We start from the raw sequence: 24,428 nt of genomic DNA, 5'->3' as shown, positions 1-24,428 counted from the left end.
GATGCCTGTACATGTACTGGTCCTGGGCGGCACGACGGAGGCCAGGCGCCTGGCCGAAGTGCTGCACACGCACCCCGACCTACGGGTCACCAGTTCGCTCGCGGGCCGCGTCGCCGCCCCGCGCCTGCCCCCGGGCGAGGTCCGGATCGGCGGTTTCGGCGGAGCCGACGGCATGGCGCGCTGGCTGCGCGAGCACGCCGTGGACGCGGTCATCGACGCCACGCACCCTTTCGCCGAGAGGATCAGTTTCAACGCGGCCGGAGCGGCCGCCACCACCCATGTTCCCCTGCTGGCGCTGCGCCGGCCCGGCTGGGTCCCGGGCGAGGGCGACGACTGGCGGCAGGTGGACTCCCTGGCGGAGGCGGCGCGAGCGGTCCAGGAAGCGGGAACGGGGCGCCGCGCCTTCCTGACCACGGGCCGCATGGGCCTGGCCTCGTTCGCCCACATCGACGACGCCCACTTTCTCGTACGCTCCGTCGACGCACCGGAGCCGCCGTGCCCGCCGCACATGGAGCTGCTCCTGGACCGGGGCCCGTTCACACTGGCGGGCGAACGCGACGTACTCGCCCGCCATCGCATCGACATCCTGGTGACGAAGGACAGCGGCGGCGCGGCCACCGCCCCCAAGCTGACGGCGGCCAGGGAGGCGGGCGTCCCGGTCGTCGTGGTCCGGCGCCCGCCGACCCCCGGGGGGGTGCCGGAGGCGGCCACGGTGGCGGAGGCCGCCGCCTGGATTCAGGCGCGCTCCGGCGCCACCGCCTCCGGATAGCGCCGCGGCGTCCACGCCACCGTGGAACCGTCGCCCCGTACGACCGCCCGCGTCTGCGACGAGCCCACGATGAGCAGCGTGCGCATGTCGACGACGGCCGGGTCGAGATCGGCGAGACGGACCGTGCGGACGCTCTCCTCGGGCCCGCCCACGTCCCGCGCGAGGACGACCGGGGTGTCGGGAAGCCGCACCTCGAGGAGGAGCTCGCGGACCTTGCCCACCTGCCAGTTCCTGCTGCGTGAGCCGGGGTTGTAGAGCGCGAGCACCAGGTCGGCGGCGGCGGCCGCGCGCAGGCGCTCCGCGATGACCTCCCAGGGCTTGAGCCGGTCGGAGAGGGAGATCGTGGCGTAGTCGTGGCCGAGCGGGGCGCCCGCCTTCGCGGCCGCGGCGTTGGCGGCGGTGACGCCGGGCAGCACCCGTACGGGCACGTCCGCGTACGCCTCCTGCGACGCGACCTCGAGAACGGCCGTAGCCATGGCGAAGACACCCGGGTCGCCGCCCGAGACGACGGCCACGCGCCGCCCGCGCCGCGCCAGGTCGAGCGCGAACTCGGCGCGCTCGGACTCCACCTTGTTGTCCGAACCGTGCCGCCGCTGACCGGGGCGGACCGGCACCCGGTCGAGGTAGGTGGTGTAACCGACCAGGTCATCGGCGTTCGCGAGCGCGCCGCGCGACTCGGGCGTCAGCCAGGGCGCCCCGGCGGGCCCGGTCCCGACGACGACGACCTCGCCCCGCTCACGTCCCTCGGCGGGGGTGGCGTCGATACGGGACGGCAGGACCGCGACCGAGAAGTACGGCACCGACCCGGGGTCGATGTCGGCGAGGCGGCCGGTGCGCTCGCCCGCCATGAAGGCCCGCTCCACGTAACGGGCGTCGTCGAGCCGCCCCGCGTTCTCCATCGCGCCACGGACCTTCGTGAACGTGCGGCCCAGCTTCATCACGACCGCCGAGTCCGCCGCCGCGATCCGCGCCGCCAGCTCGTCCCCGGGGAGCGTCCCCGGGATGATCGTCAGTGTCTCCGTGTCCTCGCACAGCGGCTCCCCGAGCCGGGCCGCCGCCGCGCTGACCGACGTGACACCCGGGATGACCGTCGTGTCGTACCGGTCCGCGAGCCGCTTGTGCATGTGCTGGTACGAGCCGTAGAAGAGCGGGTCGCCCTCCGCGAGGACGGCGACGGTGCGCCCCGCGTCGAGGTGCGCGGCGAGCGTCGCGGCGGCCTCGGCGTAGAAGTCGTCGAGCGCGCCGCGGTAGCCGCCGGGGTGGTCGGTCGTCTCGACCGTGAGCGGGTACATCAGCCGCTCCTCGATCTGCCCCTCGCGGATGTGCTCCGCGGCGATCGAGCGGGCGATGGAACGGCCGTGCCGGGCGCAGTGGTACGCGATGACGTCCGCCCCGGCGATGGCCCGGACCGCGGCGACGGTCATCAGCTCGGGGTCACCGGGCCCGAGCCCGACCCCGTACAGCTTGCCCTTCTCGACGAGTGACTCGCTCATGCCTGGATCTCCACCTCGGTCGCGATGGCGTTGATCGCGGCGGCGGTGATGGCGCTGCCGCCACGGCGCCCGCGGACGATCAGGTAGTCGAGCCCGAGCTCGTTGGCGGCCAGCGCGTCCTTGGACTCCGCCGCGCCGACGAACCCGACGGGTATGCCGAGCACGGCCGCGGGCCTGGGCGCGCCCTTCCCGACCATCTCGAGGAGGTGGAAGAGGGCGGTCGGCGCGTTGCCGATCGCGACGACGGCGCCGTCGAGCCGGTCCCGCCACAGTTCGAGCGCGGCGGCGCTGCGGGTGGTCCCCAACTCGGCCGCGAGGTCCGGCACTCCGGGGTCGCCGAGGGTGCAGACCACATCGTTGTCGGCGGGCAGCCGCTTGCGGGTGACGCCGCTGGCGACCATCCGCGCGTCGCAGAGGATCGGCGCGCCCGCGCGCAGAGCGGCGCGCGCCTTCGTCACGACCCCGGCCGAGAAGCCGATGTCCTGTACGAGATCCACCTGACCGCAGGCGTGGATCATGCGGACCGCCGCCTGGGCGACGTCGGCGGGCAGCTCCGCGAGGCCGGCTGCCGCCTCGGTGCGGATGGTGGCGAAGGACTCGCGGTAGATCGCGGCGCCGTCCTTCTCGTAGTCATACACGGGGTTCGGCTCTTTCGGTCGTGAGGGTCGTGACGGTCGTGACGGCGTACGTTCCGTCCGGGCGGGCTACGACGTCCACGTACGGCCCGACGGGATGCCCGCATCTGCGTTCGCAGCCGGACCAGTAGGTGGGCAGGGTGGGGTGCGGGGTGCTGCTCGCGGCATCGGCCCGCACGTCGGTGTGGGACTTGGCGCAACCGGGCCGCCCAACGCATGCGCCCAGGCGGGACCAGGGTGAGTCGGGGTCTGCGATCAGCCCGGCGGGTGCGCTGCCGCGGGTGGCCCCGGGCACGACGATCCGCCGCCAGGGGGTCAACCGGATCTCCCTGGCGGGAAGTCCAGCGGCCAGGTCGACAAGCGCGCCCCATTGAGCACCGGTGATCGATCCGAACGGGGGGATACAAACAAGCCCCGCCGTCGTACCAGAGGCAGCGGGATCCGGGGCGGAACCCCTGAGCTTGCGCACCGCAGGGCCCGCCGACCCGATCACGGCTGCGGACGGTCCGTGAATTCCGGCCTCTCCGGCGATTGAGGAGCGGGGCCCGGGGTGGAGCCCCGTGGCGTTGGCGTCAGCACCGGTTGCGATCTCGTCGCCCCCCGCGCCCCCGGCGGAGGTGGCCTCGATGCCAGTTGCGGAAAGTCGCTCGGCGATGAGCGCGGACAACTCGGCGCCGGACGCGTCCAGTTCGGACACTCTCCACACCCGTCGGCCCGAGACGCCGCGCACGGCCTCGACAAAAACCTCCGCCGCGACAACCGCCCCCCGGGCCCCGTCCTCGTACCGCAGCAAGAACTCCGCCCCGCCGATCGCGAGCACCGCGGACCCGTCCGCCCGCCCGCGCAGCAGCACATCCGGCCGGAGCCCGGCCACATCCCCGCGACCGTCGTCGAGCCCGAAGAGAAACCTCCCGGACAGCGCGGGCGTCACGGAGCTGGCCAGCACCGCCGCGTCAAGCCCGGTCAGCCAACCCCGTACGTCCACGAACCCGAGCCCGTCCAGCCCGGACATGGGCGAAGCCACGACGTTCCGGACCCGCTCATGCGCGGCGGACGGCAACAGCCCGGCCGCGCCGAGCATCTCCGCCAGCTCCCCACCGCACCCGTCCCGCAGCCCGCGCAGCTGTACGTTGCCCCGCGACGTGAGGTGCAGCGCCCCGTCCCCGAGCCGCCCGGCCGCGTCGCCGAGGGCCCGCGCCTGAGCCACGTCGAGCACACCGCCCGGGACGCGGACCCGCGCCAGATACCCGTCGTCCGCGGCGTGCAGCCGCAGCGCACCGGGGCAGGCGTCACCGGGAAACGCCGCGGACGTTCCGGGCACACCGGACGCACCGGGACGGACGGGTATGGGGGAGGCGGGCATGCGTCGGAGCATACCCACCGCCCATGACGGGCTTCCCGTAGCTTCCCGTACCAGGTCACACCCTCGCCCCGTACGATGAACCGCGGCGGTCCCGTCCGGCCCGCCACCATCGCCAGCGACGGCGACAGGGGAGGAAGCCCGGTGGAATTCCGGCGCGGTCCCGCCACTGTGAGCCCTCTCGTACAAGAGAGGGTGAGCCAGGAACTCCCGCCGTCCAACGACCACCCGGGGCGCGGACACCCCGAGGAAGGCCCGACGACGCATGCCCCAGCAGCCCTCGCAGCTCCTGCTCCTGTCGACGTCCGACACCGATCTGCTCAGCGCCCGCGCGGCCAACGCCGCGCACGCCACCACCGCTGACGACGCGGTCACGTACCGCTTCGCGAACCCCTCCCGCCTCGACGTCGACACCGAACTCCCCGCGCTCCTCGACGGCGTCGCGCTCGTCGTCGTACGTCTCCTCGGCGGGGTCCGCGCCTGGCAGGACGGCATCGACCGGCTGACCGCGGCCGGGGTCCCGCTGGTGGTGCTGAGCGGCGAGCAGGCCCCGGACGCCCAGTTGATGGCGGCGTCGACCGTCCCGGTCGGCATCGCGGCGGAGGCCCACGCCTACCTGGCGCACGGCGGCCCGGCCAACCTCGCCCAGCTGGCGAACTTCCTCTCCGACACGGTCCTCCTGACGGGCCACGGCTTCGAGCCCCCGGCCCCGGCCCCCACATGGGGCCCGCTGGAGCGAAAGCAGTCGCCGTCGGACGGCCCGGCCATCGCGGTGCTCTACTACCGAGCCCACCACATGAGCGGCAACACCGCCTTCGTGCACGCCCTGTGCGACGAGATCGAGCGCGCCGGTGCCCGCCCCCTCCCCCTCTACGTCGCCTCTCTCCGCGCCCCCGAACCGGAGCTGATCGACGCCCTGCGCCCCGCCGACGCGATCGTCACGACGGTCCTCGCCGCCGGCGGTACCCGCCCCGCCGAGGCGAGCGCGGGCGGCGACGACGAGGCGTGGGACGCCGGCGCCCTCACCCACCTCGACGTCCCGATCCTCCAGGCCCTGTGCCTGACCTCCTCCCGCGCGGACTGGGAGCAGAACGACGAGGGCGTCTCCCCGCTCGACGCCGCCAGCCAGATCGCGGTGCCGGAGTTCGACGGCCGCCTGATCACCGTCCCGTTCTCCTTCAAGGAGATCGACGAGGACGGCCTCCCGGCGTACGTCGCCGACCCGGAGCGCGCGGCCCGCGTGGCCGGTATCGCCGTACGCCACGCACGGCTGCGGCACATCCCGGTGGGGGAGAAGAAACTGGCGCTGGTCCTCTCCGCGTACCCCACCAAGCACTCCCGCATCGGCAACGCGGTCGGCCTCGACACCCCCGCCTCCGCGATCGTCCTGCTCAAGCGCCTCATCGCCGAGGGCTACGACTTCGGCGACGCGGCCGACATCCCCGGTCTCGCCTCCGGCGACGGCGACGAACTGATCCGCGCGCTCATCGACGCGGGCGGCCACGACCAGGAGTGGCTGACCGAGGAGCAGCTCGCGCGCAACCCCGTCCGTATCCCGGCCGCCGACTACAAGCGCTGGTACGTGACGCTGCCGCAGGAGCTGCGCGAGAGCGTCGAGCGGCACTGGGGCCCGCCGCCCGGCGAGATGTTCCTCGACCGTTCCCGCAATCCGGAGGGCGACATCGTGCTCGCGGCCCTGCGCCGCGGCAACCTGCTCGTCCTCATCCAGCCGCCGCGCGGCTTCGGCGAGAACCCGATCGCGATCTACCACGACCCCGACCTGCCGCCCTCGCACCACTACTTGGCGGCCTACCGCTGGATCGCGGCTTCGTCCGCCGACGGCGGTTTCGGTGCGGACGCGATGATCCACCTCGGCAAGCACGGCAACCTGGAGTGGCTGCCCGGCAAGAACGCGGGCCTCTCCGCGGCCTGTGCCCCCGACGCGGCCCTCGGCGACCTCCCCCTGATCTACCCCTTCCTCGTCAACGACCCCGGCGAGGGCACCCAGGCCAAGCGCCGCGTCCACGCCACGCTCATCGACCACCTCGTGCCGCCGATGGCCCGCGCGGACAGCTACGGCGACATCGCCCGCCTGGAGCAGCTCCTCGACGAGCACGCCCAGATCGCGGCCATGGACCCGGCGAAGCTCCCGGCGATCCGCGCCCAGATCTGGACCCTCATCCAGGCCGCGAAGCTCGACCACGACCTGGGGGTCGAGGACCGTCCCGAGGACGAGGGCTTCGACGAGTTCATCATGCATCTCGACGGCTGGCTCTGTGAGATCAAGGACGTCCAGATCCGCGACGGCCTGCACGTCCTCGGCCAGGCCCCGGCCGGCCCCGACCGCGTCAACCTCGTCCTCGCCATCCTCCGCGCCCGCCAGATCTGGGGCGGCACGCAGGCCCTGCCGGGGTTGCGGGAGGCGCTGGGCCTGGACGAGTCGGCGGCGACCCGCACGGCGGCCGATGAGGCGGAGGAGACGGCCCGCGCACTGGTGGAGGCCATGGAGGCGGCGAACTGGGACCCGGCCCAGGTGAGTGCCTCCGTGGGCAGTCTGCCGCCTGGGGCGGCAGGGTGGGCAGGGCGGCAGACCCCGGGTACGGACGAGGCGGGCGCCCAGGACAGCCCCGTCCACCGGATCCTGACCTTCGCCGCCGAGGAAGTGGTCCCGCGCCTCAACGCGACCACAGCCGAACTGGACAACACGGCACGCGCCCTGGCAGGCCGCTTCGTCCCGGCGGGCCCGTCCGGCTCCCCGCTCCGCGGCCTCGTCAACGTCCTCCCGACCGGCCGCAACTTCTACTCCGTGGACCCGAAGGCGGTCCCCTCCCGCCTCGCGTGGGAGACGGGCCAGGCCCTGGCCGACTCCCTCATCGAGCGCTACCGCGCGGACAACGACAACGCGTACCCCACCTCCGTGGGCCTCTCCCTCTGGGGCACAAGTGCCATGCGCACAGCGGGCGACGACATCGCGGAGGCCCTCGCCCTCCTCGGTGTCCGCCCGGTCTGGGACGACGCCTCCCGCCGGGTGACGGGCCTCGAAGCCATCCCGTACGAGGAGCTGAACCGCCCCCGCATCGACGTCACCCTGCGCATCTCGGGCTTCTTCCGCGACGCGTTCCCGCACACCATCGGCCTGCTCGACGACGCGGTCCGCCTCGCCGCGTCCCTCGACGAACCGGCCGAGCACAACCACGTACGCGCCCACACCCAGGCCGACCTCGCCGAACACGGCGACGAGCGCCGCGCCACCACCCGCATCTTCGGCTCGCGCCCGGGCACGTACGGCGCGGGCATCCTCCAGCTGATCGACTCCAAGGACTGGCGCACGGACGCGGACCTCGCCGAGGTCTACACGGTCTGGGGCGGCTACGCGTACGGCCGCGGCCTCGACGGCAAGTCGGCCCGGGGCGAGATGGAGACGGCGTACAAGCGCATCGCGGTGGCGGCGAAGAACACCGACACCCGCGAGCACGACATCGCCGACTCGGACGACTACTTCCAGTACCACGGCGGCATGGTGGCGACGGTCCGCGCCCTGCGCGGCACGGCCCCCGAGGCGTACATCGGCGACTCGACCCGGCCGGAGACGGTCCGCACCCGCACCCTGGTCGAGGAGACGTCCCGCGTCTTCCGCGCCCGCGTCGTCAACCCCAAGTGGATCGAGGCGATGCGCCGCCACGGCTACAAGGGCGCCTTCGAACTCGCCGCGACGGTCGACTACCTCTTCGGCTACGACGCCACGACCGGCGTCATCGCCGACTGGATGTACGACAAGCTCACGGAGACGTACGTCCTCGACGAGACGAACCGCCAGTTCCTCTCCGAGGCCAACCCGTGGGCCCTGCACGGCATCGCCGAACGCCTCCTGGAGGCCGAGTCCCGAGGCATGTGGGAGAAGCCGGACCCGCGGGTCCTGGAGGCGCTGCGCCAGGTCTACCTGGAGACCGAGGGCGACCTGGAGTCGGACGAGTAGGGCGCGGCGCGCCAACGAGGAGGAGTGGCACGACGCGTCGGCCGTGCTGATGGCCGTCGAGGTCACGTGAGGCACGTTCCTGCCTATCGCAGCGTCGCCGTGAAGCTCCGCCCGTACGCGTGGCGCGTGGTCACGTCGAGGCGGGTGCCGCCCGGTACCCGGGTCACCCGGACCGCGTCGTCGCCGGAGACCTTCCGCAACGTCCGTCCGCGCAGCACCACCGTCACCGTGTCGCGAAGGGTCGTCGGGTCGCAGACGGCCACCCCGAGCTCCCCGTCCCGGCGGACCAGGACGGACGCCGGGCCCTCGACCGTGAGGCCCGCCGTGTGGTGCGTGCCCGGCGTGAAGGTGTTGGCGGCGGTCAGGCCGAGGCCACGGTGGTGTACGGCCTGGAGGCGGGGTGTGTTGGCGAGGACCTCGGCGCCGCGGTGCCGGCGGACCGCCGACTCGGACGCGTTCGGGAGCAGCGCACAGGCGAAAGCGGTGGGCCGCGCCCCCGCCGGCCCCTCGACCGTCAGCGAGAACACCTGCCGGGTGACGGCCGTGTCGGGGTTCGAGGACCGCACGAGGCGACGGCTGCGGGTCACCGTTTCCAGGCGGGCCTTCGGACGGGGTCCGCCGAGGAGCACGTATCCGACCGCCGTGCCCTGCGTGGCGTTCGCGTACCGCACCCAGCGTTCGCCCGCCGCGCCCGCCGCGCCCTCCGTGACGGACACCGCGTCGCCCGCCGCGGCGATCCGCGCGTCCAGCGTCGTCGTCACCGCCCGCCCCGCCCCCGGCGCGTCCCCGACCCCGGCGGCGAGCACCACGATCTCGTCGTCGAACAGGAACCACGACTTGGTCGCCCGCGCGCTCCGGTACACGACGAAGTCGTCCGGCAGGACCCCGGCCCGCTTGTCCCGCCAGGGCACGTCGTCGGAGAGCACCCACCCGACGGCCCCGTACGCGCCGAGCACGGCGCCGCCGGAGTGGTCCTGGGTGGCGGTCGGGAAGTAGACGTACGTGTTCTGCGACTCGCTGGAGGCGGTGAAGTTCAGCGGGTGGCCCGGGTTGTCGTAGAACAGCTTGCCGCCGTACGAGTCCGGGACGGAGCGCCGCTGTTCGACAGGCGCGGTGACACCCGCAAGGCCGTACGGCGACACGGCGGTGAAGTAGTCGACCCCGTACGCCTGCGTCTGGTCCTGCCCCGACAGATACAGGTAGTGCGCCCCGGCCCCCTGGAACCAGGGCAGCAGGTTCTCCCCGCTCATGTACTCGTACTTGCTGATCCGCCGCGAGCTGCGGGCCAGCGCGAACGCGTACCCCGGCCGCCGGTGCACGGTCCGCTCCATGGCGTTGAACGCGACCGAACGCGCGGGCGGGTTGAGATCGGCGGCCGGTACGGAGTCGTCGGCGAGCAGGTCGGCGTAGCGGACGATGCTGAGCGGCGAGACGAAGGAGGCCGGGTCGAGCGCGGCCCGCGAGGTGGCGCGCAGATGCTTCACGTACGAGCCGAGAGCGGCGGCGGTGTCCCCCGTGGCCAGCGACGCGAGATCGACGACGGCCTCGACGACGGTGGCGACATCGGCGTACCCGGTACCGGTCCGTGAGACGGCCCGCCCCTTCACCGCCTCCATCATCCAGCCCTCGAAGATGAGCGGCGCGAACCCGTCCCGCACCCACCCGGACACCGTCGGCACCAGCTCCGCGCCGTGCGCGAACCCGGTCCCGTCGAGCAGCTTCAGCGTCTGCACGACCCGGCTGAGCAGCGCCTTCCCGTACGACCCGGTGTAGGCGACGGAAGCATGCTGGATGAAGGACCCGTCGGCGTAGTACCCGTCGGTGACGCCGTGCCGGAGCGCGTACGGGTCGATGGTGGCGAAGACGGTGAGCTGGTCGGTGAGGGCTTTGCGTATCCGGCCCTCGTCGCCGACGAGGGCGCCCTGGAGGATGCGGTTGGTGGTGATGTCGGCGAGATTGGCGCCGGTGTGGAACCGCGAGTCGAGGTCGACGTCGCCGTCCTTGCCGTTGCGCAGATAGGCGTCCATGGAAGCGACGTAGGTGCGAACCAGCTCGTCGGGAGCGCGCTCGGCGAGCAGCACAAGCGTCTTGCTGATGTGCTGAGAGAGCCCGATCTCCCAGTGGAACCAGTTGCCGTAGTACCCCTTGTCCTGGTCACCGTAGAAGTGGGTGTGCACCCACTGGAGCCCGTCGAGCACACGTGTCTGCACACCGGCGTTCCCGTACAGGTCGGTCGGGAGGCCGGGGGTGCGGGTGGCGAGCGCGATCTCGTACAGCTTCTGGTAACTGCTGTTGAGATTGGCGTCGCTGGTGCCGAGCGGCAGGCCCCCGAACAGCTCACTGTCACCACCGGCGGCGTCCAGGGCCACGAGGTTCGCGCGGGCGGCCCGCTCGACGGCGGCGAGCTTGCCGCGCACCTCGGTACGGGAGTTGGAGCCGGCGTTCCCCGCGAACACCTCGACGGTGTTGGAGATCAGCCGCGCCACCCCGGCCTCGACCTCGGCGGCGCTCGCCGGGAGGCCGGGCACGGCGCCCAGCACCCCGGCGGCGCCGAGCGCGCTCAGACTCAGCAGACGCCTCCGACTGATCTCCACGGGATCCATGGACTACAGGGTGACCGTCTTCCCGCCCAGTGTCACGACCAGCTTGCCGTCCGAGGCGAAGGACCACTTGAGGGCGCCGCTGTAGGAGGAGCAGCGGGACCCGTTCGTCCCGGTCCAGAACTGGTTGGAGCTGTCGGCGCTGCCGACGGTCTTGTCATTGGACCCGTCGACGGAGAACCGGCAGGAGGTGTTGCTCTTGTAGACGGAGGTGCCCTTGTCGAACGAGAAGTTCCGCTCGGCGTTGTCGATGCTGAGGTTGTTGGAGATCGCCATGGACCCGGGGTTGGAGTTGTAGGTGAACCCGTGGTGCCCGTTGCCGAAGGCGATGGAGCGGCGCACGACGTGGTTGACGGCGATGTCGTCACCGCCGAGCTTGTACCCGTTACGGTCACCGTCCTCGTTCACGGTGCCGTCGGAGAGGGTCCCGTTGGTGTAGGCGAGGGAGTCCTCGATGGTGACGGGCCCGATGGCCCCGGTGTCGGTCTTCGTGTACAGGTCCCATCCGTCATCGATGTTGTTGTGCGAGACGGCGTACCGGAAGACGTTCCCGGTCCCGGTGGTCAGCTTGGCGGCGAACCCGTCGGCGTCCTCCCCGTCGGAGTCGGCGTTGTCGTGCGACTCGGCGCTCAGGACCAGGTTGTTGGCGGGCCAGGCGCTCTTGGGCGTGGTGGAGGCGATCCGGCCGAGCTGGAGCCCGGTGTCGCGGTTGTAGCGGGTGACGGTCCGCTCGATGACGTTGTTGCTGCCGCCGACGTAGATCCCGTTGTCCCCGGCGTGCTCGACGACGATGCCCTTGACGTGCCAGTACGAGGCGAAGAGCTGCAGCCCGCGGTTGGTCGTACTCTCGCTCTGCGCGCTGAAGTTGAGTACGGGCTTCTCGCTCTGGTAGGCGGTGAGCGTGGTCCGCGCGGAGGACGTCCCGTCGGCGGCGTCCGGCACGGTCACGGTCTGCCCGTACGCGTACGTCCCGCCGCGCAGGTAGATCGTCCCGCCCGCTGAGACCCGGCTGATGGCCGAGGCCAGCGTGGTCGGAGCGGCGAGCGTCCCGGCGGCGGAGTCCGTCCCGGAGGGCGCCACGTACACGGTGGCCTGCGCTTGGGCGGCGGCGTGGACCGTGCCTCCGACGGCGACGCCGCCGAGGGTTCCGGCCAGCAGCCCGAGAGAAGCGACGAGAGGTCGCACTGCGATGTCCATCGTTCGGTCTCCCTGTAAGTGGGGTGGGGAAGTTGGCCGGTTCGTGTGGCTGAACGGATGGTGGGGCTCCGGCACCATGAATCCGGCTTAGAAAGCGCTATCTGGCTGGACGGTAGGGCGATGCCATGAGCACGTCAAGGTTTATGTGGAAGTTCGTGGTGCATGTATGTGAACGCAGTGTTCGGCGCGAAGGCCACGAAGGAGAGGGAAAGTGGGGCACGATCTGCCCCCGCGACCAGTTCAGACCCGCCGGCGACACCACTTCGGCTACCAGGAGTATGTGTTCGGGCCGGGTGGGCGTGATGTCGAGCGTGTCCGCGCGGCAGACCACGGCGTCGGGGCGACGACTGGTGAGCGGGACGTCCTGCAGCCGTACATCGAAGTCCGTGTCGGCGTTCCAGCACCGGCCGCTGCGATGCCGAAGGCGTTCGCAAGGATGCGGGCCAGCCGGTTGTACCGCTTCGACGAGTCGGGACGTACGGCAACCATCCCGTCCACGACCTCGATGCCAGCGCACTGCTCCTCGGACCACGACACGTACTGCTCCACAGTGATCTGCTCGCGCATCCACCACGGGACTGCGACATCACCTCTCATGACAGCTCCCCGCCAGACGCCATAGAGGAGCGGTGTACTGCCCCGGACGGCTGCTGATGAGGAAGCGGCGCAAGTCCTGCCGCTGCGAGCCGCTGAGGTTCAGGACTTCGGTGAGACGCCTGAACGTGGTGTGAGTGATGCCGCGGCGCCGCGCTTCGCCCTCGAACCGGTCCAGCTGGGCCAGGACGACGCGAGGGTCCAGCTCGGCAGGCGGCTGCGCTTTGAGCCGCGAGGCCTTGTCCCGCTCGTAGTCGATCTCGGAGTATCCGCAGATGGCGCGGCTGTGCGCCTCGGCCTGCTCAAGGGTCGTGGTCGCCATGACGGCGCGGGCGAGCCGGTTGTGAGCGAGGGTCTGCTCCAGGTCGGCCGCGTGCACGGTCGGGGACGCGTCCGTGAGCTCGATCGGCAGACCGGCGTCCCGGACCTCGCAGACGCCACGGACTCCGAAGGCGGCCGCGGCGAGCATCCCGGTGGCCTCGGACGGGTGCCACCGCAGGACCGAGCTGACCGGCTCGACGTCCTCCGGCGTAAAGCTGTGCACCAAGCGTCCAAGGCGGCTCCGCACATCGCCAACGGGGAGCTCGCCATCCAGACCCGGCCCCGCGACCAGCAGACGCACGGGAGCATCCACCCGACAGCAGGCCGCAAGGGCCAAAGCATCGGCAAGCGGACTTCTGAGGGTTGGCTCGTCGCCGCGGGCCAGGATGTCGCCACCGACATCGAGCAGGTCCACGGACGAGGGGGACAAGTGGTGCACAATTTGCCCCAGTTGCCGCGCGATCCCCTCGACGCCGTGCCGGGGGTCGATCAGAGCGAACGAGTGCGGGAGTTCCGCCGCGAGCCGCGGAAGGGTGGACCCCACGGGCGAAATCGGTCGGGCACCCGACGGCACGAACCACACGGCCGGGGTACTCGGTTCGAGACCGAGAAAATCCTGAGGCCCCCTCGGACCAGCCACCGGGTCGACCAGCAGACGTTCCCACGCATACGTGAAGATCACCGCTGACTCAGCCTGCCCGTACAGAGCGGTATGCAACATCGCGGCGGCAACAGCGTCACCCCCGCCCCCGGCCGCGACGATCAAGCGCGTCATGCCGCTCACGGTACGCGGAACCCCGACAACCACTCGCCCTATAGTGGCAAAAGGCTCTAGCCACTCGGCGTGAGGAGGGCACAGCACATGCCTCAGATTGAGGAGACCCAGCCGAAGTACCTCCAGGTCGCGCATTACCTCCGCGACCAGATCCTGCGGGGAGACCTGCGTCCGGGGGACGAGGTTTCCTCGGAGCGACAGTTGGCCGCGGACTGGAAGATCTCCCGACCGACGGCGGCGCGGGCACTTGAGGCGCTGAGTCACCAGGGGCTGGTGGAGAAGCGGCAAGGGTCGGGCACGTACGTACGGAACCTGGAGATCAACCGCCGCGCACGGGAGTTGTACGGCCGTGCACGAAAGACCGGCAAGATCTACGCGCCCGGTGAGTACGCGGTCATCACGTCGGCCGGATGGATGGACGCACCGGACCACGTCGCCGACGCCCTCGGCCTGGTGAAGGACCGCCGAGCGGTGCAACGACGACGCATCACCCACAACCAGGACGGCCCCGTCGCACTGTCCACTTCGTGGTTCGCCCCGGCTGTCGGCCAACGGGCACCGAAACTGCTGGAACTGGACCGCATCCAGGAAGGCACCCTGCTGTACGTCGAGTCCGCGACAGGCCGGCAAGGCAGCTACGCCGAGGACCGCATGTGCGCCAGGCCGGCGACCGACGCCGAAGCCACCGACCTGCAACTGCGAGAAGGCGAGCCCGTGTTGGTACTGCAACACCTCGTGCTCGACATGGAGGACCGACCTCTGGAGTTCGCCGAGGCCACCTATCCGCCTCACCGGTGGGCCTTCGAGCAGGAATATCCACTCACCTGATGGGGTGAGTTGCGGCGATCCGCTTGCGCGACGAAAGTGGCTAACGCCACCATCCACAAAGTGGCTAAGGCCACCTGGTGGACATGTGCTGAACGCGAGTGCAGGACGCCACAAGGGCCCTACCCGGCGCCCAGATCGGACCGTCGAAGACGCCTCATATGCGGCACGCCGAGTCGGCACGTCCCGACCCGCGCGGCAGCGGCCACGGCAAGGAGTGAACGCGGATGGACAAGGTCCCTGACGGCTGTAGCGGCACCGTCCCCTCCTGGCTCGGAGTGATACTCCTCCAGCCGACCCCGGACTCCGTTCCTCGGGCTCGACGGTGGTTCCGAAGGTTCATCGCTCCCTACAATCCGGACGATCCGGCGTGCTTGCTGGACGACTGCGAGCTGCTGCTTTCAGAGCTGGTCACGAACGCGGTCCTTTACGGGCAGGCGCTTGAGCCTTGGCTGGTGCGAGTCGAGTGGTACAAGGTGCGGACCTCGCTGAGAGTCGACGTCCACAACGCGGGAGTCTCGGCAGACGTACGGGTGCGCCACGCCGAAGCCGATCAGGCCCACGGGCGCGGCCTGTTCCTGGTCGACTGCATCGCCGAGTCCTGGCACTCGGGACCGAGCCGCTTCGGCGGGACGGTGGTGTCCGCGGTGGTCGCTGACGTTTGGCCGGTGGGCGCCGTGGCGCCCTGAGTCAGGCCGGCTCCCCCTGTGTCTGCTCATCGACCCAAGCCGCGTAAGAGGGGGCCGCGTTCATGGTGCTGACGATGGCGCACGGCACGTCATACGGATGCTGCTCCTCCACCCGCCGCAGGATCTCGGGCACCCGCCCGGCACTGGTGTGCAGGGACACATGCGCCTCACGATCGTCATGAACTTCGCCCTCCCACCGGTAGACGGCCCGAATGGACTCGGTGATGTGCCCACAGGCACAGAGCCGGTCCCCGACCAACTGCCGGACGAAGCCGGCGAGCCACTCGGGGTCCGGCGCGGTGACGGTCACGGTGTGGATCTCGGTGCTGGTCATGGCGGACCTCTCCTTGGCGTCGAGAGAAGAAGCCCAGAGTAAGAGAGGGCGCCGGCCGCCATGGTCGAGCGCTCGCTCGGCTCGATCCGACTGGAGCGGAGCTCACCGCCCGCTATGCCGTTTCTACTGCCGTGACTGGTGTGTGACTGACGACGACGTTGACCGCGGTGCCCTGGTTCTGGATAGCGAGAGTCTGGCGAAGGCCGTACAGCGAGACCGCGAACTCCACGAGTGGCTGACGGCGGCTCGCGACGGGGACCTACCCGTGATCACCTCGGCGGCGGTACTGGTCGAGGTGTCCATCCGCAGATCAACGACGCAGCACAGCGCTGGACTCGTACCGCGTGAGTGTTGAGCCGGTGGCTCAGACCGTTGCGCAATCCGTATCTGCCTTACTGCGGGCGGCGAGGCTGCACGGCCACAAGCACGCCATCGACGCGATGCTGTGCGCGACCGTCCTGTAGCACCCCGGCCGGGTGGCGATCCTGACGTCGGACGTGAAGGACATCGCTCTTCTCACTGCCGACCCACCGCGCCTGAGCGCGGAGAAGGTCTAATCCGACGTACAGCGGTAGGCAGAGCACTTGCCTGCAGCAAGAAGGTCCGGATCGACGAGTTGGGCCTTCGCTACGCAATCTATGGAAGGGGGCAACGAGAATCGGACTCGCACTCTCAGCTTCGGAAGTTAAGGGAATTCTAGGGCTTGTTCTGGGCCTGACCTGCGATGGAGGGGCGCTCACTCCTGGTGGACGAAGGGTCGGTACCCCGGTGTTTCCCGAGGCTCCCCGCGCTATCTGGTACGTGTCTGGCACACGTCATTCGTCGTCGCATCTCTCCAGGACCAGGCCCACGGAGCCCGCTTCGAGTCCGTTGTGCTCCTCCAAGTGGAGATGAGCACCGTCCGGTGTGCCCTCCTCGGCCGATCGCGAACGAGGAGACGGGAACTGAGACGGTGACGACGACTGGCTTGGCATCCGTTGTAAGACGCTCGCGTTCGCGAGTGAGCTGGGTCACACTGGGTGTCGGGTTAAGCAAGGGGGGACCATGAGCGACTCGTACGTCAACGCGCCCATCCGAGCTCGCATGTACGCGAACATATGGCACAAGGTGATCTGGGTTGTCGTGGTTGTGTTATCGGCTGGCCTTTTGGCGCCGCCGTTGTTCTTCATAGCGGCCAAGAAGCGTGTCGTCAGCATGATCGTTCCGGCCGTCTATGCGGTGCTCATTTACGGCTCGGCCGTCCTGTCGTCAGTGTTCGGCAACCCCAAGAACTGGGTGGGGGGCGTCTTGGCCATCACGATGATCGTCGCCGCTGTGCACGCAGCCATCCTCGACACGGATTGGAAGCCAGGCCGGTAAGGGCCGTAGTGCTGGCTCCCTCGGTGTCGGTGAGGTCTTCGGTCCAGCACTCGCACCAGAAGCCGGGCCGTGGCCGGCTAGCGCGAGCGGGTCTCGGGGCGCAGGCCGACGAAGAGTTCCGCCATGACCGTGTGGCCTCGGTCGCTGTCGTGGATCAGGACCCGGTGCGCGGGGACGCTGACCATTCCCAGGCCCGGGCCGTGTTCCGCCTCCTGGTTCAGGTGCTCGACCTTGGGGGCCGATCCGGCGCCTCCGTCGTCCGTCACCGACAGCGCGACCATGTGCGGTGTCATCGCGACGGAGAGTGGAAGTTGCCGCCCGGGAGGCGACCGCTGGCCGTGTGCAGGATTGCGTTCGCGCTGCATGCTCGACCGCACCGTTCGGAAGGCTCGCCGGGCTGTGGCACGGAAGCCGGATGATCAAGCACTTGGCGCGGATGAGGCACGCGACGGGTGACCGGTGACGGACAGCAAAAAGGCCCCGGTCGATGACCTGGGCCTTCTACGAAAACTATGGAGCGGGTGACGAGAATCGAACTCGCACTCTCAGCTTGGGAAGCTGATGTTCTACCACTAAACTACACCCGCGCAGTACCCCCGCCGAAGCGGTGTCGTACTGGCGGTCACTCTACCTCATGCCGGGTCCCGGGCGCTTGTGCCTCGGGGCCCGGCTGCGTTGGGGCGTGTGGATGTGACTGCGGGTGAAGGGAGTTGAGGCGTACGGTGTGGGGACCGCGAGAGGGTTGCCCGAGGGCGGAGTGCCGCCTGGAATGCCGTCCCTTTCATCCCGTAACGTGGCGTTTGTCGTCGGCCAGGAAACTGGCCATATGGCTCGTGGGGAAGGGACTCCGGGACTTTGATGGACTCGATGGAGCGCACCGTCGTCCGTTGTGCCGAAGGGCACGTGTTCAGCACCGCTTCGTTCCCGATGCAGCAGGCGGACCGTCTCGGTCCCGGCCGGCTCATCCGGTGTCCGCGCTGTGCTCGACTGCGGAATGCCGTTCCCGTGGGACCCGGTAAGCGGTGATCAAGCGGTGATCAGGTAGCGGAAAGACCCAGCAAGGCGCAGAGCGCGCGGGCCGAGCCGATTGTGGCGGGCTCGCGCGCTCTGCGTATCCTCGCTACGTGCTTCTCTCAGACAAGGACATCCGCGCCGAGATCGACGCCGGGCGGGTCCGGATCGATCCCTACGACGAATCCATGGTGCAGCCGTCGAGCATCGACGTACGTCTCGACCGCTATTTCCGGGTGTTCGAGAACCACAAGTACCCGCACATCGACCCCAGCGTGGAGCAGGCCGACCTGACGCGGCTCGTGGAGCCCGAGGGCGACGAGCCGTTCATCCTGCACCCGGGCGAGTTCGTGCTCGCCTCGACGTACGAGGTCATCTCGCTTCCCGATGATCTCGCCTCGCGGCTCGAAGGCAAGAGCTCGCTCGGGCGGCTCGGGCTCGTGACGCACTCCACCGCCGGGTTCATCGACCCCGGGTTCAGCGGTCACGTCACCCTCGAGCTGTCGAACCTCGCGACCCTGCCCATCAAGCTGTGGCCCGGCATGAAGATCGGGCAGCTGTGCATGTTCCGGCTGTCCTCGCCCGCCGAGCACCCGTACGGCAGTGAGCGCTACGGGTCGCGCTACCAGGGGCAGCGCGGTCCCACCGCCTCCCGTTCCTTCCTCAATTTCCATCGGACCCAGGTGTGAGCAGCAGCGACATGAGTGACGTGCGCGAGAACCTTACTTACGAGACGTTCGGCGTCGCCGTGCGCGAACTCGCCCAGACCATCGCCGACGACGGCTACGAGCCCGACATCGTCCTGAGCATCGCGCGCGGCGGTGTCTTCGTCGCCGGCGGGCTCGCGTACGCGCTCGACTGCAAGAACATCCACCTGGTGAACGTGGAGTTCTACACCGGGGTGGGGACGACCCTCGAGATGCCCGTCATGCTCGCGCCCGTTCCCAACGCCATCGACTTCAGCGACAAGAAGGTGCTGATCACCGATGACGTCGCTGACACCGGGAAGACGCTGAAGCTCGTTCACGACTTCTGCCTCGACACCGTGGCCGAGGTCCGCTCCGCCGTCATCTATGAGAAGTCCCACTCGCTCGTGAAGTGCGAGTACGTGTGGAAGCGGACCGACGACTGGATCAACTTCCCGTGGAGTGTGCAGGAGCCCGTCGTGAAGCGGGCCGGGCAGGTCCTCGACGCCTGAGTGCCGGCTGGGCAACGAGAAAGAGGGGCCCTCAGGGCCCCTCTTTTGTTGTGCCCGTGTTGAGCCCCGCTCCCTCAGAACGTGCCCAGCTTGATGATCGACAGCAGCGCGATCAGCTGGATCGCCGACGCCGCCAGCGCCTTCGGCCACGGCAGGTCGTGCGACTTGGCGACCATGGTGGTGAGGAGCGCGCCCGCGCCGAGCCAGGTGACCCAGCCGAGGATCTGGACGAACGGCGCGTCGCCGCCGAGGAACATGGCGACGATCAGGCGCGGGGCGTCCGTGAGGGACGCGATGAGCATGGAGAGGCCGACGGTGGGCTGCCAGGCGCCGTCGCCGTTGAGCTGGCGGGCCAGGGTGTGGGTGACCACGCCGAGCACGAAGAAGCCGAGCGTGATCACGACGCCGGTGAACAGGACGTAGGGGATCGCCGAGCCGAGCGTGGCGTGGATCACGTCCTCGCGGGCGCCGTCGAAGCCGAACACCGCGAGCAGGCCGTAGAGGAAGGTGACGATGAGCGCCGGGACCCACATCGCGTAGTCGCGCATCTGGAGGTAGGTCGGCGCCGGGCGCAGGATCACGCCGCTGAGCAACTGCTTCCAGTGCAGGCGGGGACCGATCGGGCCGGGGGCCGCCGCGCCCGCCTGGTACGTGGCGCCCTGGGTGTAGGCGTCGTCGGCGTGCACCGAGAACGCCTGGGTGTGGCCCGGGTTGTTGGCCGCGTACGGGTCGTGGCCGCCGCCCTGCGGGTACTGGGGCGTGCCGGGGTCGCCGAAGTACTCCGGCTCACCGTGCCCGCGGCCCTGCCCGTGACCCTGGCCATGCCCTTGTACGTGGCCGTTGCCGGCCTGGGGCCATTGCTGCTGAGCCCCGTACTGGCCGCCGTACTGGCCGCCGTACTGACCTCCGTGCTGGCCCCCGCGATGCTGCGGGGGCCCCTGCGGCGCTTCGCGGTTGTCCCGGCCGCGTCCGTTCCTGAATCCAGCCACGGTTCGAACGTACCTGGTTTCCGCGGGCGGGATGCCGGGCCCGGCGCCCGGGCCCGGCATTGGGGCTGAGCTGTGACATCCCCTAAGGGGTCCCCGGGGCCCCGGCGTCAGTCGGCGAAGTTGACGCCGAACTGTGCGGAGCCGGTGGCGGAGATGCCGACCGTGGACGTGTAGATGCCCGCGGACGCGGACAGCGTGCCGTCCGCGTTCGAGTGCAGGGAGTAGACCGCGCCGTTGTACCCGTTCTCGCCGTTGGCGCCCACGACGACGTCGCCGCGGCCGTCGTCGTCGAGGTCGTCGATGTGGACGTCGGTGCCGAACTTGTCGTCCTTCTCGTTGGAGTTCGGCACGCCCGGGGTGCCCTGGCTGTAGAACCCGGCGCCCGCGCCCGTGATCCCGGAGCCGTCCTTGGCGCCGTACAGGACGACGATCGCCCCGGCGTTGCTGACGTCCGCGAGGTCCTCGCCGCGCGCGCCGACGACGAGGTCGAGGTGGCCGTCGCCGTCGATGTCGCCGAGGTCGAGCTCGCCGCCGAAGTCGTCGCCCTTCTCGCCGGCGCCGGGGACGCCCGCGGTGTCCTGGTCGATGGTCTGGATGCCGGAGAGGTCCGGGCCGTTCGCGGTGCCGTGGGCGATCAGGACGGCGCCGCCGAGTTGGCTGCGCGGGACGGTGCCGTTGTCCCACTCCAGGCCGAAGACGATGTCGCCCTTGCCGTCGCTGTCGACGTCGCCGACGTCGGTGATGATCCCGGCGGGCAGCTTCACGGCTCCGGTCGCCCTGACGCCGGACGCGGTGCCGGGCAGGTAGTAGTTGGCGTTGTTGGCGGCGGAGGTCTTCTCGTAGCCGTTGGTCAGGAGGTCGTCCTTGCCGTCGCCGTCGACGTCGCCGGAGTGCAGGTTGTTGAGGACGTTCTCGCCGCTCATCCCGGGGAAGCGCACGGTGTACGCGCCGCCCAGCGTGTTGGTGCGCGCGCCGCCCCGGACGATGTCCACGGTGGTCGAGTTGGGCGTGCCGACGGCCAGGTCGTCCTTGCCGTTGCCGTCGAAGTCGCCGGCCTCCAGCGCGTAGCCGAACCAGTCGTGGCTCGCGGGGCGCGGGTCGGAGACGGTGGTGCCGCTGGTCAGGCCCTGGGCGGAGCCCCACAGGATGGCCACGGTGCCGCTGTCGGGGTCTGCGGTGCCGTCCTCGCCGGGTGTGCCGACGGCCAGGTCGTCGAAGCCGTCGGCGTCGAAGTCGCCGTAGGCGGTGGCGAAGCCGAAGTTGTCCACGGCCTCGGCGCCGCCGGGGACGCCCGCGGTGTTCTGGCTGATGAGGGCGCGCTTTCCGCCCCCGTACAGGACGACGACCTGGCCGGCTCCGCCGCGGCCGTTCACGTAGGCGACCGGGGCCGAGACGGCGGTGTCGGCGAGGCCGTCCCCGTTGAAGTCCGCGTCGGACTCCGCGACGCCCGGCGTCGCCGCCGTGGCCGGTCCTGCCGTGGCGACGAACAGGCCGCCGGTGAGGGTGAGAGCCGCGGCCGTCGCCGTGAGGAGGCGGAGGGAGGCGGTACGTCTGGGGCGGTCCATGGTGTGGCTGGCTCCTGCGCTGTTGAGGGGATGCGTGGCGGGCATCCGGCGTCGGTGACGTGCCGTTCGGTGGGCGTTTGCCGGGGGTTGTCCCCAGGGTCGTCCACCGTCCGGCGCAGAGGAGACTCGTTGTGAGCTACAAGGGTTGTACGCGCGCATACAAGAAGGGCACCCCGTCGCCATGACGGGGTGCCCTTCAACTACTGAGCGGGGGCCGCTACTTCACCGGTTCCGGCTCCGGCGCGTCCTCGGTCTCCGTCTCGCCCGCCGGGGGCGGGTTGTCGGAGGGTGTCCTGACGGAGTCGAGCAGCAGCTGGGCCACGTCGACGACCTGGACGGACTCCTTCGCCTTGCCGTCGTTCTTCTTGCCGTTGACCGAGTCGGTCAGCATGACGAGGCAGAACGGGCAGGCCGTGGAGACGATGTCCGGGTTGAGCGAGAGGGCCTCGTCGACACGCTCGTTGTTGATGCGCTTGCCGATCCGCTCCTCCATCCACATCCGCGCGCCGCCCGCGCCACAGCAGAAGCCGCGCTCCTTGTGGCGGTGCATCTCCTCGTTGCGCAGACCGGGCACGTTGGCGATGATCTCGCGCGGCGGGGAGTAGATCTTGTTGTGGCGGCCCAGGTAGCACGGGTCGTGGTAGGTGATGATGCCCTCGACCGGGGTGACCGGGGTGAGCTTGCCCTCGTCCACCAGGTGCTGGAGCAGCTGCGTGTGGTGGATGACCTCGTAGTCGCCGCCGATCTGCGGGTACTCGTTGCCGATCGTGTTGAGGCAGTGCGGGCAGGTCGCGACGATCTTCTTCGCGGTCTTCGGCTTCTTCGACTCGGCGGTGACCTTGCCGTCGTCGTCGTACTCCTCGCCGAAGGCCATGTTCAGCGACATGACGTTCTCCTGGCCGAGCTGCTGGAAGAGCGGCTCGTTGCCGAGGCGGCGGGCGGAGTCACCGGTGCACTTCTCGTCGCCGCCCATGATCGCGAACTTCACGCCCGCGATGTTGAGCAGCTCGGCGAAGGCCTTCGTCGTCTTCTTGGCGCGGTCCTCGAGCGAACCCGCGCAGCCGACCCAGTACAGGTACTCGACCTCGGTGAGGTCCTCGATGTCCTTGCCGACGACCGGCACCTCGAAGTCGAGCTCCTTGAGCCACTCCAGGCGCTGCTTCTTGGCGAGGCCCCAGGGGTTGCCCTTCTTCTCCAGGTTCTTGAGCATCGTGCCCGCCTCGGACGGGAACGCGGACTCGATCATCACCTGGTAGCGGCGCATGTCGACGATGTGGTCGACGTGCTCGATGTCGACCGGGCACTGCTCGACGCAGGCGCCGCAGGTGGTGCAGGACCACAGGACGTCCGGGTCGATGACGCCGTTCTCCTCGAGGGTGCCGATCAGGGGGCGCTCGGCCTCCGCCAGGGCGGCCGCCGGGACGTCCTTGAGCTGCTCCTCGGTCGCCTTCTCCTCGCCCTCCATCGACTTGCCGCCACCCGCGAGCAGGTACGGCGCCTTGGCGTGCGCGTGGTCGCGCAGCGACATGATGAGGAGCTTGGGGGAGAGCGGCTTGCCGGTGTTCCAGGCGGGGCACTGCGACTGGCAGCGGCCGCACTCGGTGCAGGTGGAGAAGTCGAGCAGGCCCTTCCAGGAGAAGTGCTCGATCTGGGAGACGCCGTAGACGTCGTCCTCGCCCGGGTCCTCGAAGTCGATCGGCTCGCCCCGCGAGGTCATCGGCAGCAGCTCGCCGAGCGCCGTGTCACCGTCGGCCCTGCGCTTGAACCAGATGTTCGGGAAGGCCAGGAAGCGGTGCCAGGCGACGCCCATGTCGGTCTTCAGGGCGACCGTGATCATCCAGATGAACGAGGTCGCGATCTTCAGACCGGCGAAGAAGTAGGTGAGGTTCTGGAGCGTGGAGACGTCCATGCCCTCGAGCCAGTCGATCACCGGGTACGAGATGAAGAACGACGCTTCGTAGCTGTCCACGTGGTGCTGGGCGCCTTCGAGGGCGTGCAGCATGAAGATGCAGACGCCGACGATGAGGATGACGGCCTCGACGAAGTACGCCTGGCCGAAGTTGGAGCCGGCGAAGCGGGACTTGCGGCCCGCCTTGTTCGGCAGGCTCAGCTGGCGGATGACGATCAGGACCAGGATCCCGAGGACCGTCATCGTGCCGATGAACTCGACGAAGACGTTGTACGGCGCCCACTCGCCGATGACCGGAAGCAGCCAGTCGGCCTGGAAGAGCTGGCCGACGGCGTTGACGATCGTCAGCAGCAGCGAGAAGAAGCCCACCGCCACGAACCAGTGCGCGACACCGACGACGCCCCAGCGGTTCATCCGGGTGTGGCCGAGGAACTCCCGGGCCACGGTGACGGTGCGCCGGCCGGGCTCGTCGGTGCGGGTGCCCTTCGGCACGTTCTGGCCGAGCCGCATGAAGTTGTAGATCTGCAGGAGGGCGCGGGCGAACAGGGCCACGCCGACCACGATCAGAACCAGCGACACGATGATCGCGGCGAGTTGCATTTGGGGGCTCCTCGGGCCTGCGAGGTGGTCTCTTCTTGACGTACTCGAACGGTACTGGTGATTACTAAGCGGTAACTTATGCAGTCCGTCTGAGACTACCCACTTACGCGATCGCAATGTAGTCGGCCGGGTCGTGATCTGCGTCGCTGAGGGCACCCTCGCCACGGCCCGCGTCGGGCACCTCGCCACGCTTCCGCCGGTGGCGGATCGTGTTATTCGCTGCAAATGC

General features: G+C 69.9%; 17 protein-coding genes, 1 tRNA gene, 3 pseudogenes and 1 riboswitch. Of the genes and pseudogenes, 8 read left to right on the top strand and 13 right to left on the bottom strand.

The annotated features are described in order from the left end of the window. The first annotated feature begins 1 nt into the window (after window position 1). A complete protein-coding gene (locus ACH4RC_RS17210) occupies window positions 2–769 on the top strand; it encodes a cobalt-precorrin-6A reductase (protein ID WP_398201127.1) in 768 nt (255 codons plus the stop codon). On the opposite strand, the gene cobJ is transcribed toward ACH4RC_RS17210, so the two are convergent. From cobJ to ACH4RC_RS17195, 3 genes are read right to left on the bottom strand one after another with little or no spacing between them, the layout of a single operon-like run. Beyond that, window positions 736–2,262 (bottom strand): precorrin-3B C(17)-methyltransferase, encoded by a 1,527-nt coding sequence (gene cobJ, locus ACH4RC_RS17205; RefSeq protein WP_398201126.1) that lies wholly within the window; start codon window positions 2,260–2,262, stop codon window positions 736–738. The two genes, ACH4RC_RS17210 and cobJ, sit on opposite strands and share 34 nt — an antisense overlap. Beyond that, on the bottom strand, window positions 2,259–2,900 hold the full coding sequence (locus tag ACH4RC_RS17200) for a precorrin-8X methylmutase (protein ID WP_398201125.1): 642 nt from the start codon (window positions 2,898–2,900) through the stop codon (window positions 2,259–2,261). Before ACH4RC_RS17200 ends, cobJ begins: the two co-directional genes overlap by 4 nt. Next, a complete protein-coding gene (locus ACH4RC_RS17195; RefSeq protein WP_398201123.1) occupies window positions 2,893–4,260 on the bottom strand; it encodes a cobalamin biosynthesis protein CobG in 1,368 nt (455 codons plus the stop codon). Before ACH4RC_RS17195 ends, ACH4RC_RS17200 begins: the two co-directional genes overlap by 8 nt. 69 nt (window positions 4,261–4,329) lie before the next feature. Next, a riboswitch (cobalamin riboswitch) is annotated at window positions 4,330–4,490 on the top strand. Between the two features lie 32 nt (window positions 4,491–4,522). On the opposite strand from ACH4RC_RS17195, the gene cobN reads away from it, so the two are divergent. Then, window positions 4,523–8,233: a cobaltochelatase subunit CobN gene (cobN, locus tag ACH4RC_RS17190; protein WP_398201120.1), complete on the top strand. Its 3,711-nt coding sequence runs from the start codon at window positions 4,523–4,525 to the stop codon at window positions 8,231–8,233. A gap of 83 nt (window positions 8,234–8,316) precedes the next feature. Here cobN and ACH4RC_RS17185 read toward each other — a convergent pair whose 3' ends face one another. From ACH4RC_RS17185 to ACH4RC_RS17170, 4 genes and pseudogenes are all read right to left on the bottom strand, one after another. After that, entirely contained in the window at window positions 8,317–10,827 is a 2,511-nt protein-coding gene (locus tag ACH4RC_RS17185) for a polysaccharide lyase family 8 super-sandwich domain-containing protein (protein WP_398201591.1), read from the bottom strand. A 12-nt stretch (window positions 10,828–10,839) separates the two neighbouring features. Continuing rightward, window positions 10,840–12,030, bottom strand: a complete 1,191-nt coding sequence (locus ACH4RC_RS17180) for a right-handed parallel beta-helix repeat-containing protein (protein ID WP_398201117.1) — start codon at window positions 12,028–12,030, stop codon at window positions 10,840–10,842. Between the two features lie 250 nt (window positions 12,031–12,280). Continuing rightward, window positions 12,281–12,627, bottom strand: a pseudogene (locus ACH4RC_RS17175) (Uma2 family endonuclease); the annotation flags it as partial. Next, a complete protein-coding gene (locus ACH4RC_RS17170; protein ID WP_398201115.1) occupies window positions 12,617–13,720 on the bottom strand; it encodes a DUF1152 domain-containing protein in 1,104 nt (367 codons plus the stop codon). The pseudogene ACH4RC_RS17175 and the gene ACH4RC_RS17170, both read right to left, overlap by 11 nt. 87 nt (window positions 13,721–13,807) lie before the next feature. Here ACH4RC_RS17170 and ACH4RC_RS17165 point away from each other — a divergent pair, with 87 nt between their 5' ends. Together ACH4RC_RS17165 and ACH4RC_RS17160 are read left to right on the top strand one after the other, a co-directional pair. Beyond that, complete coding sequence (locus tag ACH4RC_RS17165; protein WP_398201113.1) at window positions 13,808–14,548, top strand: GntR family transcriptional regulator; 741 nt, start codon at window positions 13,808–13,810, stop codon at window positions 14,546–14,548. Between the two features lie 224 nt (window positions 14,549–14,772). Next, entirely contained in the window at window positions 14,773–15,234 is a 462-nt protein-coding gene (locus ACH4RC_RS17160) for an ATP-binding protein (RefSeq protein WP_398201110.1), read from the top strand. A gap of 1 nt (window position 15,235) precedes the next feature. Here ACH4RC_RS17160 and cutA read toward each other — a convergent pair whose 3' ends face one another. After that, window positions 15,236–15,568: a divalent-cation tolerance protein CutA gene (gene cutA, locus ACH4RC_RS17155; RefSeq protein WP_398201107.1), complete on the bottom strand. Its 333-nt coding sequence runs from the start codon at window positions 15,566–15,568 to the stop codon at window positions 15,236–15,238. 142 nt (window positions 15,569–15,710) lie between these two features. Between cutA and ACH4RC_RS17150 the strand changes: the two are divergent. Both ACH4RC_RS17150 and ACH4RC_RS17145 read left to right on the top strand, forming a co-directional pair. Beyond that, window positions 15,711–16,125 (top strand): annotated as a pseudogene (locus tag ACH4RC_RS17150) (DNA-binding protein). A 487-nt stretch (window positions 16,126–16,612) separates the two neighbouring features. After that, complete coding sequence (locus tag ACH4RC_RS17145) at window positions 16,613–16,927, top strand: hypothetical protein (RefSeq protein WP_398201104.1); 315 nt, start codon at window positions 16,613–16,615, stop codon at window positions 16,925–16,927. Window positions 16,928–17,004: 77 nt separating this feature from the next. Here the strand turns inward: ACH4RC_RS17145 and ACH4RC_RS17140 are convergent. Further along, window positions 17,005–17,333, bottom strand: a pseudogene (locus tag ACH4RC_RS17140) (ATP-binding protein). Window positions 17,334–17,440: 107 nt separating this feature from the next. Beyond that, a tRNA-Gly gene (locus ACH4RC_RS17135) sits at window positions 17,441–17,514 on the bottom strand. Window positions 17,515–18,051: 537 nt separating this feature from the next. Here ACH4RC_RS17135 and dcd point away from each other — a divergent pair. Both dcd and ACH4RC_RS17125 read left to right on the top strand, forming a co-directional pair. Beyond that, a complete protein-coding gene (dcd, locus tag ACH4RC_RS17130; protein WP_324771265.1) occupies window positions 18,052–18,627 on the top strand; it encodes a dCTP deaminase in 576 nt (191 codons plus the stop codon). Window positions 18,628–18,638: 11 nt separating this feature from the next. Beyond that, a complete protein-coding gene (locus tag ACH4RC_RS17125) occupies window positions 18,639–19,136 on the top strand; it encodes a phosphoribosyltransferase (protein ID WP_398201101.1) in 498 nt (165 codons plus the stop codon). Window positions 19,137–19,210: 74 nt separating this feature from the next. Here the strand turns inward: ACH4RC_RS17125 and ACH4RC_RS17120 are convergent, their stop codons facing one another. The 3 genes from ACH4RC_RS17120 to ACH4RC_RS17110 form a co-directional block, all read right to left on the bottom strand. Further along, window positions 19,211–20,125, bottom strand: a complete 915-nt coding sequence (locus tag ACH4RC_RS17120; protein WP_398201099.1) for a Yip1 family protein — start codon at window positions 20,123–20,125, stop codon at window positions 19,211–19,213. A 107-nt stretch (window positions 20,126–20,232) separates the two neighbouring features. Continuing rightward, the gene (locus ACH4RC_RS17115) at window positions 20,233–21,690 is read right to left on the bottom strand and encodes an FG-GAP repeat protein (protein ID WP_398201097.1); all 1,458 of its coding nucleotides are present in this window, start codon (window positions 21,688–21,690) and stop codon (window positions 20,233–20,235) included. A gap of 217 nt (window positions 21,691–21,907) precedes the next feature. Further along, window positions 21,908–24,199: a (Fe-S)-binding protein gene (locus tag ACH4RC_RS17110; RefSeq protein ID WP_398201094.1), complete on the bottom strand. Its 2,292-nt coding sequence runs from the start codon at window positions 24,197–24,199 to the stop codon at window positions 21,908–21,910. Window positions 24,200–24,428 lie beyond the last annotated feature (229 nt).

It is taken from the genome of Streptomyces sp. NPDC016845, assembly GCF_044332585.1.
Lineage (GTDB): Bacteria > Actinomycetota > Actinomycetes > Streptomycetales > Streptomycetaceae > Streptomyces.
This window is presented reverse-complemented; position numbering and strand designations above follow the sequence as displayed.

Coding starts and splice junctions, on each gene's coding strand:
- cobN (WP_398201120.1), top strand. CDS start 4,523: ATGCCCCAGCAGCCCTCGCAGCTCCTGCTCCTGTCGACGTCCGACACC.
- ACH4RC_RS17210 (WP_398201127.1), top strand. CDS start 2: ATGCCTGTACATGTACTGGTCCTGGGCGGCACGACGGAGGCCAGGCGC.
- ACH4RC_RS17180 (WP_398201117.1), bottom strand. CDS start 12,030: ATGGACATCGCAGTGCGACCTCTCGTCGCTTCTCTCGGGCTGCTGGCC.
- cutA (WP_398201107.1), bottom strand. CDS start 15,568: ATGACCAGCACCGAGATCCACACCGTGACCGTCACCGCGCCGGACCCC.
- ACH4RC_RS17115 (WP_398201097.1), bottom strand. CDS start 21,690: ATGGACCGCCCCAGACGTACCGCCTCCCTCCGCCTCCTCACGGCGACG.
- ACH4RC_RS17195 (WP_398201123.1), bottom strand. CDS start 4,260: ATGCCCGCCTCCCCCATACCCGTCCGTCCCGGTGCGTCCGGTGTGCCC.
- ACH4RC_RS17110 (WP_398201094.1), bottom strand. CDS start 24,199: ATGCAACTCGCCGCGATCATCGTGTCGCTGGTTCTGATCGTGGTCGGC.
- ACH4RC_RS17165 (WP_398201113.1), top strand. CDS start 13,808: ATGCCTCAGATTGAGGAGACCCAGCCGAAGTACCTCCAGGTCGCGCAT.
- ACH4RC_RS17145 (WP_398201104.1), top strand. CDS start 16,613: ATGAGCGACTCGTACGTCAACGCGCCCATCCGAGCTCGCATGTACGCG.
- cobJ (WP_398201126.1), bottom strand. CDS start 2,262: ATGAGCGAGTCACTCGTCGAGAAGGGCAAGCTGTACGGGGTCGGGCTC.
- ACH4RC_RS17125 (WP_398201101.1), top strand. CDS start 18,639: ATGAGTGACGTGCGCGAGAACCTTACTTACGAGACGTTCGGCGTCGCC.
- ACH4RC_RS17160 (WP_398201110.1), top strand. CDS start 14,773: ATGGACAAGGTCCCTGACGGCTGTAGCGGCACCGTCCCCTCCTGGCTC.
- ACH4RC_RS17170 (WP_398201115.1), bottom strand. CDS start 13,720: ATGACGCGCTTGATCGTCGCGGCCGGGGGCGGGGGTGACGCTGTTGCC.